This is a genomic window from Pandoraea vervacti, assembly GCF_000934605.2.
Taxonomy (GTDB): Bacteria; Pseudomonadota; Gammaproteobacteria; order Burkholderiales; family Burkholderiaceae; genus Pandoraea; species Pandoraea vervacti.
This window is the reverse complement of the sequence record NZ_CP010897.2, coordinates 1410408-1427604: the sequence shown is the minus strand read 5'-3', so window position 1 is coordinate 1427604 and position 17197 is coordinate 1410408. Positions and strand designations below refer to the sequence as shown.

Sequence of the window (17197 nt, the reverse complement as noted above, 5' to 3'; positions counted from 1 at the left end):
AATATTGCGCGAAGCGAGTGCTCGAACGCGCGATGCCCGCCAGCATGGCACAACGGGACAACGCGCGATGCGTATATGAGTCGTATTTGAACATATCCATTCGGGCAGTTCACCGGCGCGGCCTAAAATCCGGGCAATTTGGTCAAAACGCCCAAAACGGGGAATATCGGTGGGTTTGCGGTAGAATCTGCGTCGATTGGCACCGTTGCGACGGTGCCGCTTTTGCCTATTTTTCAAGCAATCGACCATGTACGAGTCCGACATCACCCAATTCATCAAGCAACTCAAGGCCGAAAAGCCGACGCTGGAAGCGGAGCAACGCAAGGGCCGTGCCCTGCTGTGGGACAAGCAGCCGATCGATCTCGACGAACGCAACCGTGCGCAGCAGTCGCGCGTGGCGCAGCAACCGTACGTCTACCAAGGCGAATAATCCGGGCGTTTCCGCACCGAGTGCCGCATTGAACCCGAGTCCCCCTGACGATCCGTCGTTCACGCCCGAGCCGATCCCCGAGATCGTGCCGGCGCCCGAACACGTCGATGCGATGGCGGATGGCGTGGGCGATGGCGATGGCGGCAATCACGGCAACAGTGAGGGTGGCGCGCAGCGCGATGCGTCGGACGGCGTTCCGGGCGACGCAGCGACGCACGCCGCCGCTCAGCCCGCGGCGCATGGATCGGCATCGCGTACAACGCCTGACGGCCCCGCATCGTCGGATGACGCTCACGCGGCGTCCGCTGCCGCCTCGAACGGGCGTGCTGCAAACGCAGGCGGCAGCGCCACGGAACTGCCCGCCCCGCACGACGGGCAGGACTCAACGCCCGACACGGTCGACGGTGTCGCGCGCGCCCGCCTGTATGGCGAGCCGCTCTTTGCCCTGCCGAACGATCTCTACATCCCGCCGGATGCCCTGGAGATCTTCCTCGAAGCCTTCGAAGGCCCGCTCGACTTGTTGCTGTATCTGATCCGCAAGCAGAACTTCAACGTCCTCGACATTCCGATGGCGCAGGTCACGAAGCAGTATCTGCTCTACGTCGAACAGATCCGCCGCACCAATCTCGAACTCGCGTCCGAGTATCTGCTCATGGCCGCGATGCTCATCGAGATCAAGTCGCGCATGCTGCTGCCGGTCAAGAAGGCCGACACCGGCGAGGAAGCCGAGGATCCGCGTGCCGAACTGGTGCGCCGGCTGCTCGAATACGAGCAGATGAAGCTCGCCGCGCAGAAACTCGATACGCTGCCGGTGCTCGGGCGCGATTTCCTGCGCTCGCAGGTCTACATCGAGCAGAGCCTCCAGCCGCGCTTTCCCGATGTTGACGCCGAGGACCTTCGCGCGGCGTGGGCCGAAGTCCTGCGCCGGGCCAAGCTCGTGCAGCATCACAAGATTTCCCGCGAAGAACTGTCGGTGCGCGAGCACATGAGCCAGATTTTGCGCCGCCTGCAAGGTGCGCGATTCATGGAGTTCACCGAACTGTTCGACGTCACGCGCGGCGTGCCGGTGGTCGTGGTCAACTTCATCGCCATGCTCGAGCTCACGCGCGAATCGCTGCTTGAGATCACGCAGGCCGAGCCGTTCGCACCGATCTACGTCCGCCTGACTTACACCCCAAACTGAGCGCCCCATGAAAGTCATTCCCTCGATTCACGAGCTGCGCGATCAATTGCGCGGTCAGAATCGCGTCGCCTTCGTGCCCACGATGGGCAATCTGCACGAAGGCCATCTCTCGCTCATGCGACTGGCGCGCCAGCACGGCGACCCGGTCGTCGCGAGCATCTTCGTGAACCGCCTGCAATTCGGGCCGAACGAGGACTTCGACAAGTATCCGCGTACGATGGCCGACGACGTCGAGAAGCTCACGCGCGAGAACGTCTACGTGCTGTTCGCCCCGGACGAGAAGGAGATGTACCCCGAGCCGCAGGAGTACCGCGTTGAGCCGCCGCACGATCTGGGCGACATCCTCGAAGGGGAATTCCGCCCGGGCTTCTTCAAGGGCGTGTGCACCGTCGTCACCAAGCTGTTCTCGTGTGTGCAACCGCGCGTGGCGGTGTTCGGCAAGAAGGATTATCAGCAGTTGATGATCGTGCGCAGCATGTGTCGTCAGTTTGCGCTGCCGATCGAGATCATTGCCGCGGAGACGGTGCGTGCCGAAGACGGCCTTGCCCTGTCCTCGCGCAATCGCTACCTGTCGGAGGCCGAACGCGCCGAGGCGCCGCAGCTCTACCGCCTGCTCAACGAGATTCGCAACGATGTGAATGCGGGCAAGACGGACTATGCCGCGCTCGAAGCGGCTGCCATGAAGACGCTGATCGAGCGAGGCTGGAAGCCGGATTATGTCTCGATTCGCCAGCGCGCCAATCTGCGTGTGCCTGCGCCCGGCGCGGCGCCGTCAGAGAGTCTGGTGGTGCTTGCCGCCGCCAGGCTGGGTTCGACACGTCTGATCGACAATCTCGAAATCTGAGTGCCGGGCACGCGGCCCCGATCGATCGAAGGCCGCGCGCGACAGGCACCAAGCCGCGCGCAAGTCGGCCCTTTGCCGAATGCGCAAACACTTTTCGTCGCGCCGTGTGCGCGACATCGCAACACTAGAGGCACGCCATGTACCGCACCATGCTCAAGTCGAAGATCCACCGCGCCACCGTTACGCATTGCGAATTGCATTACGAAGGCTCGTGCGCGATCGACGAGAACCTGCTCGAAGCCTCGGGCCTTGTCGAAAATGAGCAAATCGACATCTTCAACGTCAATAACGGCGAACGTTTCACGACCTACGCCATCCGTGGCGAGCGCGGCAGCGGCATGATCTCGCTCAACGGTGCGGCAGCACGTCGCGCGCAACTCGGCGACATCGTGATCATCGTCTCGTACGCGCAGGTCGAGGAAAAGGAAGTGCTCGCCGGCTTCAAGCCCAAGCTGGTGTTCGTCGACGAGAAGAACGTTCAAAAGGGCGAGCGCGATCACGTGCCGCTTCAGGCATGGGAAGAGACCCGCGCCTTCGAAACCGCGGACGCGAAGTAAGAGCGAGGGTCGCAAGGTTCGCCTTGCGCTGCCGCAAACAAGCAAGGGACCCGAACGGGTCCCTTGTTTTTTGGCAAGGCCAGAACCTGGGTCACGTGGGCCGGTGCGGGACGCTCGAACTAACCGCCCTTCGGACCCGACGCCGACTTCGTCACGAACGCCGTAATCCCCTCCCATTGCGGGAGATCGCGTTCCACACGTCCGGGCGCCACATCCCAGAGAGTCAGCCCGTGCGCGGCGAGTTGAACGTAATTCTGGGTGTTGCGCAGCATGCCGAGCACCGGCAGCCCGGCTTCCTCGCAATAGCGCGAGAGCTGATCGGCAGCGCGCGTGCGCGCATCCACGCGCATGCCCACCACACCGATGCGGACCTCCCCCTGCCGCACGGCCTTCTCTTCGCCCAGCTTCTGAAGGAAGTCGCGCGTGGCGAGAATGTCGAATATCGACGGCTGCAACGGCACCAGAATGTGATCCGCGAGCTTGAGGATCGCGTCGAGACGCTTGCCATGCAGGCCGGCCGGTGTGTCCAGAACGGCGTGCGTCGTGCCTTTGGGCGGCCGGGCGACTTCGTTGTGATCGACTTCCCACGTCGCAATCGGGCGCAACGCCGGTGCGCGCAGTCCCAGCCACGCCCGTGACGATTGCTGGCGGTCGGTGTCGCCCAGCATCACGGCATGGCCCTGCGCTGCCAGATAGCCCGCCAGATTCGTCGCCAGCGTGCTTTTGCCCACGCCACCCTTTGGATTCGCCACCACAATCACCGGCATTGCAGACTCCCCGAGGTCGATTTGCCGCTCATCTTACAACGGCTCCATGACGATCCGGATGCACCGGCGGGCACCCGGGCTTCGTCATCGACCTTAGCGCAGACACGCCCACACGCGCGCCAGATCCAGATGCGCGGCAAACGAGTCGGCCAGCCGGTCGAGCGACGCCTCGCGCAGCGCGTTGTAGTCCTGCCGCGCCAGATCGTGGGCGCCGGCCCAGGTCAGCAGCGCATGCAGCGCCTCGGGCGTATCGAACAGGCCGTGCAGATAGGTGCCCATCACCTGATCGTCGTCCGAGCGCGCGCCATCCGCGATTTCGCCCTCCAGCCAGACCGCCGGACGCCCGAGCGCCGCCCCGCGCGTCACGCCCATGTGGATCTCGTACCCATTCACCGGCGCATTTCCAGCCGTGAGGCGCCCCGTCACCACACGCAACTGCTTTTGCGCCTCCATCGTGGTTTCGAGCGCAAGCCAGCCAAGGCCGGGCGTGGTGCCCGCCTCGCCTTCGAGTCCCAACGGATCGTGGATCGCACTGCCCAGCATCTGCAAACCGCCGCAGATGCCCAGCACCTTGCCGCCATAGCGCAAATGCCGGGCAATCGCGGGCTCCCAGCCCTGGGCACGCAGCCATGCCAGATCGGCGCGCACGTGCTTGCTGCCGGGCAGAATCACGAGATCGCACGCTGGCCACGCTTCGCCGGGCCCCACATAGCGGAAGTCGACCTGCGGGTGGGCGCGCAGTGCGTCGAAGTCCGTGTGATTGCTGATGCGCGGCAGCACGGGCACGGCCACTCGCAGGCGCACCGCGTCGCCAGCGCTCGCGTGCCGCTGCGCCGGCAACATGTCCTCGCCATCCAGATGCAGTCCATGCAGATAGGGCAGCACACCGAGCACCGGGATGCCTGTCTTCTCCTCCAGCCATGTCAGCCCGCTGGTCAGCAAGGACGGATCGCCCCGGAATCGGTTGATGATGAAGCCCTTGATGCGCGCGCGTTCGGTGTCCGACAGACACGCCAGGGTGCCGATCATCTGCGCGAACACGCCGCCGCGATCGATGTCCGCGACGAGCAGCACCGGGGCGTCGACCGCTTCCGCGAATCCCATGTTCGCAATGTCGCGCGAGCGCAGATTTACCTCGGCCGGACTGCCCGCGCCTTCGACGAGCACCGCCTCGTAGCCCGTGCGCAGGCGCTCGTAGGCCGCCAGCACTGCCGCCATCGCGCGAGGTTTGTACTGGTGATAGGCGCGCGCATCCAGATCGGCCATGACCTTGCCGCCGATGATGACCTGCACGCCGCGATCGCTGCTCGGCTTGAGCAGCACGGGATTGAAGTCGGTATGGGCGGCCACGCCGGCCGCCTGTGCCTGCAAGGCCTGTGCACGGCCAATCTCGCCGCCATCGGCCGTCACCGCGCTGTTGAGCGCCATGTTCTGCGGCTTGAACGGCGCAACACGCACGCCCTCGCGGTAAAGCAGACGGCACAGGCCGGCCACCACCGTGCTCTTGCCCGCATCGGACGTCGTGCCCTGGATCATCAGGGTGCCGCGATATCGGGGCGCAGCGGCAGGGAATTTGACAGGGATTTCACTCATGACGCGGATTATCGCATCGGTCGCTCGTACAATATCGCCCATGACCGACTTCGTCCCGACCTCCCCCGATCTGACCTTCGTGCTTGGCGGTGCGCGCTCCGGCAAGAGTGCGTTCGCGGAACATCTCGCTGCGCAAAGCGGCCTGCCCGTGACGTATCTCGCCACGGCTGCGGTGAGCGACGAGCCGGAAATGCAAGCGCGCATTGCGCATCATCGGGCCAGCCGTCCCGCGCATTGGGAAACGGTGGAAGTGGGCCGGGATCTCGCCGGCGCGTTGCGAGACGTCGCGCACGACGGGCGCTGCGTGCTCGTGGACTGTTTGCCGCTGTGGCTCGCCGGCTGGCTGTGTCCGCCCGAGGACCATCCCGAGGGCCCCGCGACCGATGCCCAGTGGCAAGGCGTCGTCGATGCGCTCGCCGCCACACTGGCGTCGCGGCCCGGCAAGATCGTCGTCGTCAGCAACGAAATCGGACTCGGCGTGATTCCGATGGGCTCGGTCACGCGGCGGTATGTCGACGAACTCGGACGTCTGAACCAGCGCGTTGCCGCGCTCGCGCCGCACGTGCGCTTTGTGGTCGCCGGCCTGCCGATGGTCGTCAAGGGATAAGCGTCGATGCTCACCGGACTCGCTCCCGAATCACTCTGGCTCGCCGCCTTGATCGGCGTGCTGCTCGACGCGTGGCTCGGTGAACCGCGCCGCTGGCATCCGCTGGTCGGGTTCGGCTACATCGCCAACGGGGTCGAAGCGTGGCTCAACGACCCTGCGGTGCGCGACAAACCGCTCACCGCGATGACGCGCGGGGCGTGGGCCTGGACGATCATGCTCGTGATCCCCGTGCTGATCGCCTGGGCACTGACATTCCTGCCCGGCTGGGGCGGTGTTCTGTGGCAGTCGCTCGCGCTTTACGCCGCGCTCGGCGCGCGCAGTCTGCGTGAACACGTGATGCCGATCGCGCGCGCGTTACGCGACGGCGATCTTGCGCAGGCGCGCGCGCTCACGGGACGCATCGTCTCGCGCGATACCGAAGACGCGAGCGCCTCCGAGCTCGCGCGCGCTGCCGTGGAATCGACGCTCGAGAACGGCAACGACGCCATCTTCGGGGCCCTGTTCTGGTTCGCCATTGCCGGCGCCCCCGGCGTCGTGCTGTTCCGGCTGGCGAACACGCTCGATGCCATGTGGGGATATCGCACCGACAAGTTTCTGTACTTCGGCCGCCCCGCCGCGCGCATCGATGATGTGCTGAACTGGATTCCCGCCCGGCTGACGGCAGCGAGCTATGCGATTTTCGGCGACGTCGCCCGTGCGATTGCGTGTTGGCGAACGCAGGCCGGCGCGTGGTCGAGCCCGAACGCAGGGCCGGTGATGGCGGCCGGCGCCGGCAGCCTCAATGTCCAGTTGGGCGGCCCGGCGCGATACCACGGCGAGTGGGAAGCGCGCCCGCCGCTGGGCTGCGGTACGGAGCCGTCCGCGCAACATATCCGGGCCGCCTGGCGGCTCATCTCGCGCTCCATGTGGATGTGGCTGATTGTGAGCGGCGCGCTGGCGCTGTTCGCCGCCTCGCAGGCCGACACCATGCCCACGACTCTGCTTTGATCGCAATGTCTGCCTCGTCCGCTTCGTCTACTTCATCTACCTCGCGTGACTCACTGGCATCATCGGAAGACGATCTCGCGCCAGCCGCCTGCGGCACGCCCCGCGTTGCGATTCCTTTGGGGGGCGGCGCGCCTGCGCCCTGCGCGCCGCGTCACGGCGGCAATCTCGGCGAGGCCATCCGCCGTTACGCACGCCCGCGGGAGGACTGGCTCGACCTGTCGACCGGCATCAATCCCGTGGGTTACCCCGTGCCGATGCCTCCGCCAAGCGCATGGCGCGACTTGCCGGACGCGTTCGACGCCTTACGCGACGTGGCTGCCCGCTACTACGGCGTGCCGGTCGACACGGTGGTGCCCTGCGCCGGATCGCAGGCGGTCATCCGCGCCATTCCCACATTGCTGCGTCCGGGACGCGTCGCGGTAGCGGCGCTGACCTACAGCGAATACGCGCCGGCCTTCGCGAAGGCCGGGCATACGCTGGTGCCGTGGCTGGGTCCGGAGGTCGAACCGCCCGATGTCGACTATGTCGTGTGGGTCAATCCCGACAATCCGACGACACGGCACGTCGCGCGCCCAACGCTTGAGCACTGGCATGGCCGACTGGCCCGACGCGGCGGAATGCTGATCGTCGATGAAGCGTTCGCGGATGTTTCGCCACGCGAATCCATGACGCCGCACGTCGGCAAGGACGGTCTCGTCGTGCTGCGCTCCGTAGGCAAGTTCTTTGGACTGGCCGGCATCCGGGCAGGATTCGCATTGGCGCCCGAACGGTTCGGTGCACAGTTGGCCGAGCATCTGGGCGCGTGGACGGTCAGCGGTCCGGCACGCTTCGCGGTCCGAACGGCATTGGCCGATACGGCGTGGCAAACCGCCGCACGCGAACGTTTGTTGCGCGACGGTGAACGTTTGTTAGCGCTGTTGCGCACCCATGGGTGGCCAGCGCGGGGCGCCCCGCTCTTCGCGTGGATTCCCCACGTATTAGCGCCTCAGTGGCATGAACGGCTGGCTGCCGAGGGCATATGGACTCGCTTGTTCGACGTGCGCCCTGTCGGCCTGCCCGATGGAGAAACAAGGAGGTTGCCCAGTCTGCGGCTTGGCTTGCCCGGGAGCGAACTGGCGTGGCGGCGATTGGACGCGGCGCTTGCTATCGCTGCGGCATCGTCATATCCGGCAGCGCGGCAAGCCGGAAGGGCGCAGCGGTCCCGATAATCGACGAGGACGTCTCGGATTCCATCCCAAATGCACTTTTCGGGAACCGCTGAATAACGGTGCCGTCCAATTTTCTCGTTATGCTTCTGAACGGGCGCTGACCGCCGGACCGAAGGCTCGGGTTGGGTGCCGTGCATCAGACCTTGTGTCGCTTACGCGGCATTAAAAGACGGGCGTTCCTGCCGTTTTCGTTACAAATTGAAGCATTTCTGCAACAAATGCACACAGTCATCGCCGAAGGGCGCCGCTAGACTGAAGGTTCTTTCGCAAGGGCTTTCCCTAATTAAAAGGACGACCAAATGAAAAAACTGCCGCTGTTGCTCGCCACGCTTCTGACCGCCACCATCGTGACGGTGGGATGCTCCAAGAAGGAAGACCAATCGGCCGCTCCGGCTGCCGACACGACGGCATCGGCCCCTGCGGCCGCTGCTCCGGCCAGCGATGCAGGCGCCACGATGAGCGCCCCGGCATCGGACGCAGGTGCTGCGGCCCCGGCCCCGGCCTCCAACTAACGCAGCGCGGTCGGCGTCAGGCTGACGGGGACTTCGGTCCCCGCAGCCACGCTGCCGACCATGGAATTGCCGACGTAGTGATGCTCCAGTAACGTTGCCATAATGTTCGGCACTGCGTAAAACACCACGCCCCCTGCACTCTCTCGAGTCAGGGGGCGTGGTGTTTTACCGTCTGCTCACTGTGGTCCCGCTGTGAGCCCACTGTCGCCTTACCTGACGACCCTCACGCCGCCGTCGATCACGCCATAGGCTTCCACCTTGCTGCCGCTGGTGCTCGTAGCGCTCGTTCCCGCCCCGCCGTCACTGCTGTTGCCCCCCGGGCCGGCGCATGCACCGAGCAGCGTGACGAGCGCCACGGCCAACACGCCAATCGTTCCAAAGTTTCGTTTCACGACTTCCCCTCCTCGCTCTTCATATGTCCCGTCTATCGGATGAGCGCCGGCGCATCGAACGCCTGCCCTCCGATATCCGATCGCCCTCGACGTGGGTACGACTCGCGCAAACGCGTGCCATCGCTGTCACGTCCTTCGTCACGCATCGTTCGACCGTCATCGTGTAACATCGGTTCGGCGCTTTGTATGCCAAACGCTTGGCGTCATGCCGTCGTCTGCCGGAAATGGCGCATTTGTCCGTATCCACGCGCGTGCGTGCCGAAAGTGCGCTCACGTTGTGAATCGTTCTGAATGTCCGGACGCTTGCGATCCCGGATGCCCGGCACCCCGTCGATACCGCTGACGCCTTCGCGTGTCTGGCATGCGCCCCCCTCTCGGCATCACTCATTTTCGCTTCACCATGCCCGCTCACTTGCGTCGCCGCGTCTTCCTGGTTTTCGCCCTCGCCATACTTGCCTGCGCCGCCTCGCTGGGCGCGTCGCCCGCCTGCGCGGCTGTGACAGTGAAAGACGACACGGGCGCCACCGTCACACTGCCCGCCCCGGCGCAACGTGTCGTGAGCTTGGCGCCCCATGCAACGGAATTGCTCTTTGCCGCCGGCGCGGGCGACAAGGTCGTAGGCGTGGTGAAGTATTCGGATTACCCGCAGGCCGCGCAGCATCTGCCTCGCGTGGGCGACAACAGCGCCCTCGACCTCGAGCGCATTCTCGCGCTCAAGCCCGATGTGCTGGTCGTGTGGATGCACGGCAACTCGCAGCGTCAGATCGAAGCCTTGCGTCAGTTGAAGTTGCCCGTGTTCTATTCGGAGCCAAAGCGCCTGACGGACCTTCCTGCGGCCATCGAAACGCTGGGGACGCTGATGGGTACGCCCGCCCGGGCGCGAGCGTCGGCAGACGCCTTTCGTGCGCGTTACGAAGCACTGCGCCAGCAATATGCGTCGCGCGCCCCGGTCCCCGTCTTCTACCAGGTGTGGACCCAACCGCTCATGACGCTGAACGGCACGCATATGGTGAGCGACGTGATCCGGCTGTGCGGCGGCGTCAACGTGTTCGCCAACGAAACGCCGCTGGTGCCTCGCGTGTCCGTGGAGGCCGTGCTGGCCAAAGCGCCCGAGGCAATGTTTACCGCCACACAGGGCGCCACGACATCGGACAAGCCGCTCGCCACCCTGGACAGTTGGCGCCAATGGCCGCAGTTGCCCGCCGTGGCGCGCGGCAATCTTTTCGGCATCGACGGCGATCTCATCAACCGTCCCAGCCCCCGCATTCTGGATGGCGCACGCGAGATGTGCGAAGACCTCGACCTCGCCCGCTCGCGTCGGGCGACAGCGGCGAAGTGAGCCCTTCGGCAATGCTGCAACGCTGCAACGCTGACGGGGCCCGTCGAGGGCCGACGATTGCCGCTCAGGCGTTCCAGCGAACGAGCCGTGCGCGGCCATCGTCGGCAATGTGGAGATGGCAAAGACGACCGAAGTCGAGCGCCCACGTCAGACACGCCGTCGTCGGCAAACGCAGTGCCGTTGCCGCATGCACACGAATCGGCCCGGCGTGGGCAATGGCGACGTGCAGATCGCCCTGCAACTCGCTCGCCCAGGCGTTCATGCGGACGGCAATGTCGCGGGCGGACTCGCCACCGGGGGGTGAAAAGCCCGAGACGTTGTCCGCCCAGGCGTCGAGATCGTTGCGATCGATCGCATTCCACGGCTGCATCTCCCACGCCCCGAAGTGCATTTCGGACAGACGCGCGTCCTGACGGACCGGTACACCGAGTGAGGCCGCCAGCATGTCTGCGGCACGCCACGCACGTTGCAGCGGACTGCTGTGAATGACGCGAGGGACGCGAGCGTCAAGCAACGTCATGAGTCGGTCCTGCATGGCGGCGACGGCGGCGTCGAACCGTCTCTCATCGACCGGCAGATCCGTACGCCCGTAACAAACCTGCGCATCCACTTCAGGCGGCGGATGGCGCATCAGGATCAGATCCATGCGCACACCGTCAGATACAGCGCAAGTTCGCCAAGTTGCTGCGCGAACCCGAGCGTGTCGCCGGTATAGCCGCCGAGACGTCGGCGCAGATAGCGAATGAGCCCCGCACGCAACGCAACGAGCACCACCGCCGCCGTCACGCCGGCGCGCCAATCCGGCCACACCCACCACGGCGCGCTGCACGCTACGCCGAACATCAGATCGCTCAGGCGCAACCGCTGCGCCACCGGTTTGGCCTTGCCCTGCGCACGAACGTAATCGAGGGCGCGCAGCAAACTGATCGCCATGCAGCGACTCGCGGCGTGTGCGCCCACGAGCACGACAGCGAATCCCCCCCACCCGGCCGACATCTGAATGTCCACGAGCGCCTGCCACTTGATCGCCAGCGCCAGCCATAAGGCGACGGCGCCGTATGTGCCGATGCGCGAGTCATGCATGATCTCAAGCACACGCTCGCGCGCGAAAGCGCCGCCGAATGCGTCGACGGAATCCGCCAGACCATCTTCGTGAAAGGCGCCCGTGAGCAGCACACTCACGCCCAGGCCGAGCGCAATGGCGAGACGCGGCGACCATACGTGCCCCATCGCCACCGTCAGCAACGCGACGAGGACGCCGACGAAGACGCCCACGAGCGGAAAGTAGCGGGTCGCAGCGTTGAGCTGTGCTGGCGAGTAGCCAACCCATTGCGGAATCGGCACACGGGTGAAAAAACCCAGCGCCGTCAGGAAAAGCCACCATTGCCCGTGGAATCCCGCGAACGAGGTCGACGCCGTCGGCTCCATGTCCCGCGGCACGAGATCGCGCGCCTGCGCGGCGGTGTCGGGCGATGGATCCGGCGCGGAAGTCGTCATGCGCCCGTTGCCTCACGCTCGCTGACACCCGCGCCTTCGAAGGTCGCCATTTCACGCAGGAATGCGGCGGCGGCGCCAATCAACGGCATGGCCAGCGCGGCGCCCGTACCCTCGCCCAGGCGCAGCCCCAATTGCAGCATCGGTTCGGCACCGAGCGTGTCGAGCATCGCACGATGTCCGGTTTCGTCGGACGCATGCGCGAATACACAGTAGTCCAGCACCGCAGGCGACACGCGTGAAGCGACCAGCAGCGCCGCCGTGCTGATGAAGCCGTCCACGACGATCACGAGACCCAGCTTTGCCGCCGCCAGATACGCACCGGTCATCATCGCAATCTCGAAGCCACCGAAGGTCGCCAGCGTCTCGAGGGGATCCTCCGTGGCGGGGTGCGCCGCCAGCGCACGCTCGAGAATGGCCGTCTTGCGCGCGAGGCCCGCGTCGTCGACACCCGTGCCGCGCCCCACGCAGGCGGACAGCGGCAACCCCGTCAGACGCTGCATCAGACAGGCGGCGGCCGACGTGTTACCGATGCCCATCTCACCAAAGCCGATCATCCGGGTCCCATGGGAGGCATGCGTCACCACGCGCGCAGCGCCTGCGGTGAGCGCCGTTTCGAGCTGCTCGCGTGACATGGCTGGCGCATCGAGGAAATTCCGCGTGCCACGTGCGACGGGAATGTCGACCAGCAACGCGTGAGACGGGAAGTCGGCCGCCACACCGGCGTTGACGACTTCCATCTCGATACGGTTGGTGCGGCAAAAGACGTTGATGGCGGCGCCGCCTCGCAGGAAGTTGAGCACCATTTGCGCCGTCACCGCCTGCGGATACGGGCTCACACCGGCAGCCACGATACCGTGGTCGCCCGCGAACACGAGCATGGCGGGACGCGTCAGTTCCGGTGTCACGCTCTGCTGAATCCGGCCAACGCGGTGCGCCACGCGCTCGAGCGCGCCGAGGCTGCCGGGCGGCTTCGTCTTGATGTCGATGGCATGCCGCAGCGCGGCGTCCATCGCCGTCGATGGTGAGTGGATGTCGAAGCGTTCTGCCAGCAACGGGGGGAAAGCGGTCATTCGGAAACGTCCTGAAACAGGGGAACGGTGAAACAGTGAAGCGGTGAAGCGCAGCGGGCAACGCCGCGCGACATCGCTGGCCCACGGGGGCGCACACACGAGTGTACGCCTGCCCGCACGCGAGACCGGCATGCCGCAACGATTCGCCTCATGCGCGACGCACCGGCACGAGGGCTTCGTCCTCGCCGTCGCGAATCAGGCGCAGCGGGTAGCCGAATGCCGTGCTGCAATGCTCGGCCGTGAGCACGTCGCGCACCGGACCCGCTCGCCAGCCACCGCTGCCGTCGAGCAACAGGGCATGCGAGGCAAAACGTCGCGCGAGATTCAGGTCGTGGCAGGAGAACATGACGGCGGTCCCTGCGCGCAGTGGTTGGCGCGCGGCACGCCCGGCGAGCCATTCGAGCGCATCGATCTGATGGTGCAGATCGAGATGCGACAAAGGCTCGTCGAGCAGCAGCAACGGCGTGGCCTGCGCAATCACCGCCGCGAGCGAGACCCGCTGACGCTCGCCGCCGGACAGCGTCGTGACGTCGCGCGACGCGAAATCCTCGAGGCCGACCTGTGCCAGAGCGGCACGCGCCATGGCGACATCGTCATCGGACTCCCAGGCGCCCCAACGTCCCTGCGCGAGGTATGGATGACGGCCCGCGAGCACGACCTCCATAGCGGTTGCCCCGAAGGCGTCGCGCGTGTGCTGCGGCATCAGGGCTCTGATGCGGGCGAGCGGTTCGGGACGCCACTGTGCGAGCGCCTTGCCGCCGATCGTCACGCGCCCGCTCGCCGTCATCGCGGCGTCGCGCGGCGGATGCGCCGCCAGCGCGCGCAGGCCCGCGAGCGTATCGAGCAGCGTCGTCTTGCCCGCGCCATTCGGCCCGGCAAGACACCAGCACTCGCCCGGCGCCACGGCCAGGTTCAGACGGTCGACGAGCACGCGCGCTCCCGCACGCAGGGTCAGCGCATGCGTTTGCAGCAAGGGCTCGTCCGTCTGCGCCTGCGTCGATTCGTGCTGTGACTCTCGCCGTGGTTCGTGCTGTGGTTCATTGTGCGACGCATTCACCGGATCACCCTCCGCGACAGCAACCACAGGAAGACGGGCACACCGATCATCGCCGTGATCACGCCCACCGGCAGTTGCGTCGGTGCGATAACGGTGCGCGCGACCAGATCGGCGAGCATCAGCAACGCTCCGCCCCCGAGCGCGGCGGCAGGAAGCAGCATGCGTTGATCGTTGCCGAAGCGCAGGCGCAGGATGTGCGGCACGACCAGACCGACGAAGCCGATACTGCCCGCCGTCGTGACGGCGATCGCCGTTGCGAGCGACGCGGCCAGATAGACGCGCATACGCAAGGGACCGACCGCCACGCCCACGGCTTGCGCGACGGCTTCGCCACGCAGCAGCACGTTCAGGCGATGCGCGACGGGACTCACGATGAGCAGCGTCACGACGAGCGCGATCAGCGGCAGCGAGGCGCGGTCGACGCCATTCAGATCCCCGGTGAGCCAGAACAGCATGCCGCGCAGACTCGCGTCGGGCGCGAGCGTGAGAATCAGCGTCGCGAGCGCGCCGAAACCGGCGGCCATCATCACACCGGTCAGCAACAGCCTGGCGCTGCTGTCCTGCTCGCCGGCGCGCAGGAAACTGCGACGCGACAACCCCATCACGATGGCAATGGCGGCCAGCGCGCCAAGGAAGGCGCTCGTCTGTACCCAGAAAAACGGCAGCATGAGCGCCAGCGAGGCCAGCGCGGCCACGCCCGCGCCGCCGGAGATGCCGAGCACGTAGGGGTCCGCTAGCGGATTGCGTAGCAACGTTTGCATGAGCGTGCCCGCAACGGCCAGCAGGCCGCCGCAGGCGAACGCCGCAAGCGCACGCGGCAGGCGCAGTCGCCAGATCACATCGCCGACGAGGCCGACATCGTGCCCCAGCGCCATCGCCCCGATCTCGCGTAGCGACACCGGAACGCTGCCCAGCATGAGCGATGCGATCAGCACAGCCAGCACGACAGCGGCCAGCCCTGCCCAGATGGTGAGCGCGCGCCGCAACGTCATGCGGCGATGCGTCCTGCCCGGACGCTGTCGAGATTGCCGAGATTGCCGTTAGCGCGCCGCGGCCGGTCAGAACTGCTTCCAGCCGAGCGAGACGTAAATCGCGCGCCCGAGGGTGTTGTAGCCATAAACCGTCTGGTAGTTCTTGTTGAAGACATTATCCAGATGCGCCGAGACGTACCAGGACTTGTCGATGTTGTAGCGGGCCTGGAGATTCACCAGCGTGTAGGCGCCGAGATGCTGACCTCCCGTATCGTAACGCTCGCCGCTGTAGAAGACATCGCCGCCGACGCTGAATTTATCCGTGAGCGTCTGCGTCACGCCGAGCGAACCGTACTGTTTGGCGCGACGCGCGAGTACCTTGTCGGCGTCCAGATCCGTCGGATTTTGTCGCGTGAACGACAAGCGCACGTCCGTGCCGGTCCGCTGGATCTTGCCCAGATACGTCAGTTCCAGCCCTTCGACGCGGGCCTTTGCCACGTTCGCCGCCGTGTACGGAAACACGGTGAGCGACTGGATCAGATTCGTATAGTCGGTGCGGAACAGCGCGAGCTTTGCCAGACCGAAACGCGCGTCATGGAATTGCACGGCGAGTTCCTTCGAGATCGAGCGTTCCGGTTGCAGATTCGGATTGCCGAAGCCCGGAAAGAACAGCTCGTTGAAGGTCGGCGCGCGAAAACCGTCCGAGGCGTTCGCCATCAGCTTCCACTGGTCGGTCAGCCGATAGCCGTAGCCGACCCAGCAGCTGTTGGCGCCCCCGAAGTCCGAATACATGTCGCGGCGCACGCTTGCCTGCACTTCATGCCGGTTCGCGAACACCCCCTCGTAGCCGACGTAAATCGAGTCGAGATGGCGGTTGTTGTGGTCGTAGTTCGTGTTGCTCTCGACCGTTTGCTCCTGACGCGTGTAACCGGCAATCAGCTTGTGATCGGGCATGAACGCGTACTCGTTGGTCCAGTCGATCTGATTGCTCGACGTATGGTAGTTACCGTTGCCCTTGCCGTTCAGATAGTTGTAGTTGTCATCGTCGCCCTGCGTCACGGTGAATCGCGTGTGCCACTTGTCGGTCACATTGCCCTTGGCGTAGGCCGATATCTGGCGCACGCGGGCATCGGTATCGTTCAGGTCGGAAGGCTTGCCGAACGCATTGTCGTAGCTGATGCTGCCATCGCTCTGGAACAGACGCGCGCCCACTTCCCAGGTGTGGCCAAGTTTGCGCGAGAGCGCGGCGCTCACGCTGGTGTTGTCGTCGCCGTTGCGATTCGGGTTGACCTTCGGTGCGAAGCGCGGGTCCTGTGCCGAGATACCGTTGGTGTGAAAGCGCGAGACATCGAGCGAGAAGCGTGTCTTGCCTTCATCGAACGATCCCGCGATGCCCGCGTTCGCTTGGGTGGTGTTATTCGTACCGTAGCCGAGCTCGGCGTAGGCCTTGGGCGGCCCGCCGTCGCCTTTGCGCGTGAATATCTGGATGACGCCGCCCACCGCCTGCGAACCGTACAGTGCGGATACGTTGCCGCGCACGATTTCGATGTGGTCGATTTGCGACACCGGGATCTGCGCGATGTTGGTCGTGCCGGTCGTTGCGGAGTTGACGGGCACGCCGTCGATCAGCACGAGCGACGCATTGGACGCCGCGCCGCGCATGAAAATACTGGCCGACGCGCCGAAGCCCCCGTTCTGGGCGATTTCGACACCGGCCTGCCCACGCAGCAACGAAGGCAGGTCCTGCGCCTGACTTTGCTCGATTTGCGCGCGGGTGATGACCGAGGTGGACGCGAGCGTATCCGCGAGCTTCTGCTCGGTGCGCGAGGCCGTCACGACCGTGGTGTTGAGCGAAGCATCGCTCGCCTGCGCGTGCGCCCCGAGACTGATGGCGAACAGGGTGGCGGCGATCGTCAGGCGATGCACGCCGGGCTTCATGGCCGTATCGAGCGGACCTGGACGCGACGGATACGAGGATGGTGACGCAGGTGACGCGGGAGAAAATGCAGGCGCGTGTGGCGCCATCGCGCGAACGTGGGTGCGCATGATCGGGTGTGACTTCCGTAATTTTCTTATTGCCTTGGCCCGTTCCCCCGCAGGCCGCCGACGAAAGGGGAGCGCCGGTGACACGTCGAAATGCGAACACGATGGGAAGCATCGACACCTGAAAACGACGAGACGCC

Annotated in this window: 18 protein-coding genes; 9 read left to right on the top strand and 9 right to left on the bottom strand. The window is 65.6% G+C overall.

Translation table 11 applies throughout. The features are described 5' to 3' along the window. Nucleotides 1-247: 247 nt before the first annotated feature. The 4 genes from UC34_RS06480 to panD all read left to right on the top strand — a co-directional run bounded on the left by UC34_RS06480 (nucleotide 248) and on the right by panD (nucleotide 3014). Nucleotides 248-430 carry a DUF3460 family protein gene (locus UC34_RS06480; protein ID WP_044454773.1) on the top strand — a complete coding sequence of 61 codons (183 nt, stop codon included), beginning with the start codon at nucleotides 248-250 and terminating at the stop codon, nucleotides 428-430. Between the two features lie 355 nt (nucleotides 431-785). After that, the gene (locus UC34_RS06475; RefSeq protein WP_044457839.1) at nucleotides 786-1613 is read left to right on the top strand and encodes a segregation and condensation protein A; all 828 of its coding nucleotides are present in this window, start codon (nucleotides 786-788) and stop codon (nucleotides 1611-1613) included. Nucleotides 1614-1620: 7 nt separating this feature from the next. Further along, on the top strand, nucleotides 1621-2457 hold the full coding sequence (gene panC / locus UC34_RS06470; protein ID WP_044454771.1) for a pantoate--beta-alanine ligase: 837 nt from the start codon (nucleotides 1621-1623) through the stop codon (nucleotides 2455-2457). A gap of 137 nt (nucleotides 2458-2594) precedes the next feature. Continuing rightward, nucleotides 2595-3014, top strand: coding sequence for an aspartate 1-decarboxylase (gene panD / locus UC34_RS06465; protein ID WP_044454769.1), 420 nt, complete (start codon nucleotides 2595-2597; stop codon nucleotides 3012-3014). A 119-nt stretch (nucleotides 3015-3133) separates the two neighbouring features. Here panD and UC34_RS06460 read toward each other — a convergent pair whose 3' ends face one another. Both UC34_RS06460 and UC34_RS06455 read right to left on the bottom strand, forming a co-directional pair. Continuing rightward, nucleotides 3134-3781 carry a ParA family protein gene (locus UC34_RS06460; protein WP_044454767.1) on the bottom strand — a complete coding sequence of 216 codons (648 nt, stop codon included), beginning with the start codon at nucleotides 3779-3781 and terminating at the stop codon, nucleotides 3134-3136. A 93-nt stretch (nucleotides 3782-3874) separates the two neighbouring features. Then, the gene (locus UC34_RS06455; RefSeq protein WP_044457838.1) at nucleotides 3875-5374 is read right to left on the bottom strand and encodes a cobyric acid synthase; all 1500 of its coding nucleotides are present in this window, start codon (nucleotides 5372-5374) and stop codon (nucleotides 3875-3877) included. 40 nt (nucleotides 5375-5414) lie between these two features. On the opposite strand from UC34_RS06455, the gene cobU reads away from it, so the two are divergent. The 4 genes from cobU to UC34_RS06435 all read left to right on the top strand — a co-directional run bounded on the left by cobU (nucleotide 5415) and on the right by UC34_RS06435 (nucleotide 8688). Beyond that, nucleotides 5415-5981, top strand: a complete 567-nt coding sequence (cobU, locus tag UC34_RS06450) for a bifunctional adenosylcobinamide kinase/adenosylcobinamide-phosphate guanylyltransferase (protein ID WP_044454765.1) — start codon at nucleotides 5415-5417, stop codon at nucleotides 5979-5981. Between the two features lie 6 nt (nucleotides 5982-5987). Continuing rightward, nucleotides 5988-6968, top strand: a complete 981-nt coding sequence (gene cbiB / locus UC34_RS06445; RefSeq protein ID WP_044454763.1) for an adenosylcobinamide-phosphate synthase CbiB — start codon at nucleotides 5988-5990, stop codon at nucleotides 6966-6968. Nucleotides 6969-6973: 5 nt separating this feature from the next. Continuing rightward, on the top strand, nucleotides 6974-8176 hold the full coding sequence (gene cobD, locus UC34_RS06440; RefSeq protein ID WP_084070398.1) for a threonine-phosphate decarboxylase CobD: 1203 nt from the start codon (nucleotides 6974-6976) through the stop codon (nucleotides 8174-8176). A 299-nt stretch (nucleotides 8177-8475) separates the two neighbouring features. After that, nucleotides 8476-8688 carry a hypothetical protein gene (locus UC34_RS06435; protein WP_044454760.1) on the top strand — a complete coding sequence of 71 codons (213 nt, stop codon included), beginning with the start codon at nucleotides 8476-8478 and terminating at the stop codon, nucleotides 8686-8688. Nucleotides 8689-8897: 209 nt separating this feature from the next. Here UC34_RS06435 and UC34_RS06430 read toward each other — a convergent pair whose 3' ends face one another. Next, on the bottom strand, nucleotides 8898-9080 hold the full coding sequence (locus UC34_RS06430) for a hypothetical protein (RefSeq protein ID WP_044454758.1): 183 nt from the start codon (nucleotides 9078-9080) through the stop codon (nucleotides 8898-8900). Between the two features lie 400 nt (nucleotides 9081-9480). Here UC34_RS06430 and UC34_RS06425 point away from each other — a divergent pair, with 400 nt between their 5' ends. Then, a complete protein-coding gene (locus tag UC34_RS06425; RefSeq protein WP_084070980.1) occupies nucleotides 9481-10419 on the top strand; it encodes a cobalamin-binding protein in 939 nt (312 codons plus the stop codon). Between the two features lie 64 nt (nucleotides 10420-10483). Here the strand turns inward: UC34_RS06425 and UC34_RS06420 are convergent, their stop codons facing one another. The 6 genes from UC34_RS06420 to UC34_RS06395 form a co-directional block, all read right to left on the bottom strand. Then, nucleotides 10484-11065: a histidine phosphatase family protein gene (locus tag UC34_RS06420; protein ID WP_044454756.1), complete on the bottom strand. Its 582-nt coding sequence runs from the start codon at nucleotides 11063-11065 to the stop codon at nucleotides 10484-10486. Further along, nucleotides 11056-11847: an adenosylcobinamide-GDP ribazoletransferase gene (locus UC34_RS06415; RefSeq protein ID WP_044457836.1), complete on the bottom strand. Its 792-nt coding sequence runs from the start codon at nucleotides 11845-11847 to the stop codon at nucleotides 11056-11058. Before UC34_RS06415 ends, UC34_RS06420 begins: the two co-directional genes overlap by 10 nt. Before the next feature lie 65 nt (nucleotides 11848-11912). After that, complete coding sequence (gene cobT, locus UC34_RS06410) at nucleotides 11913-12986, bottom strand: nicotinate-nucleotide--dimethylbenzimidazole phosphoribosyltransferase (protein WP_044454754.1); 1074 nt, start codon at nucleotides 12984-12986, stop codon at nucleotides 11913-11915. A 148-nt stretch (nucleotides 12987-13134) separates the two neighbouring features. Beyond that, nucleotides 13135-13959 (bottom strand): ABC transporter ATP-binding protein, encoded by an 825-nt coding sequence (locus UC34_RS06405; protein WP_044457835.1) that lies wholly within the window; start codon nucleotides 13957-13959, stop codon nucleotides 13135-13137. Nucleotides 13960-14039: 80 nt separating this feature from the next. After that, nucleotides 14040-15035 (bottom strand): FecCD family ABC transporter permease, encoded by a 996-nt coding sequence (locus UC34_RS06400; protein WP_044454752.1) that lies wholly within the window; start codon nucleotides 15033-15035, stop codon nucleotides 14040-14042. A 66-nt stretch (nucleotides 15036-15101) separates the two neighbouring features. Next, entirely contained in the window at nucleotides 15102-16952 is a 1851-nt protein-coding gene (locus UC34_RS06395) for a TonB-dependent receptor plug domain-containing protein (RefSeq protein WP_084070395.1), read from the bottom strand. Between the last annotated feature and the right edge of the window lie 245 nt (nucleotides 16953-17197).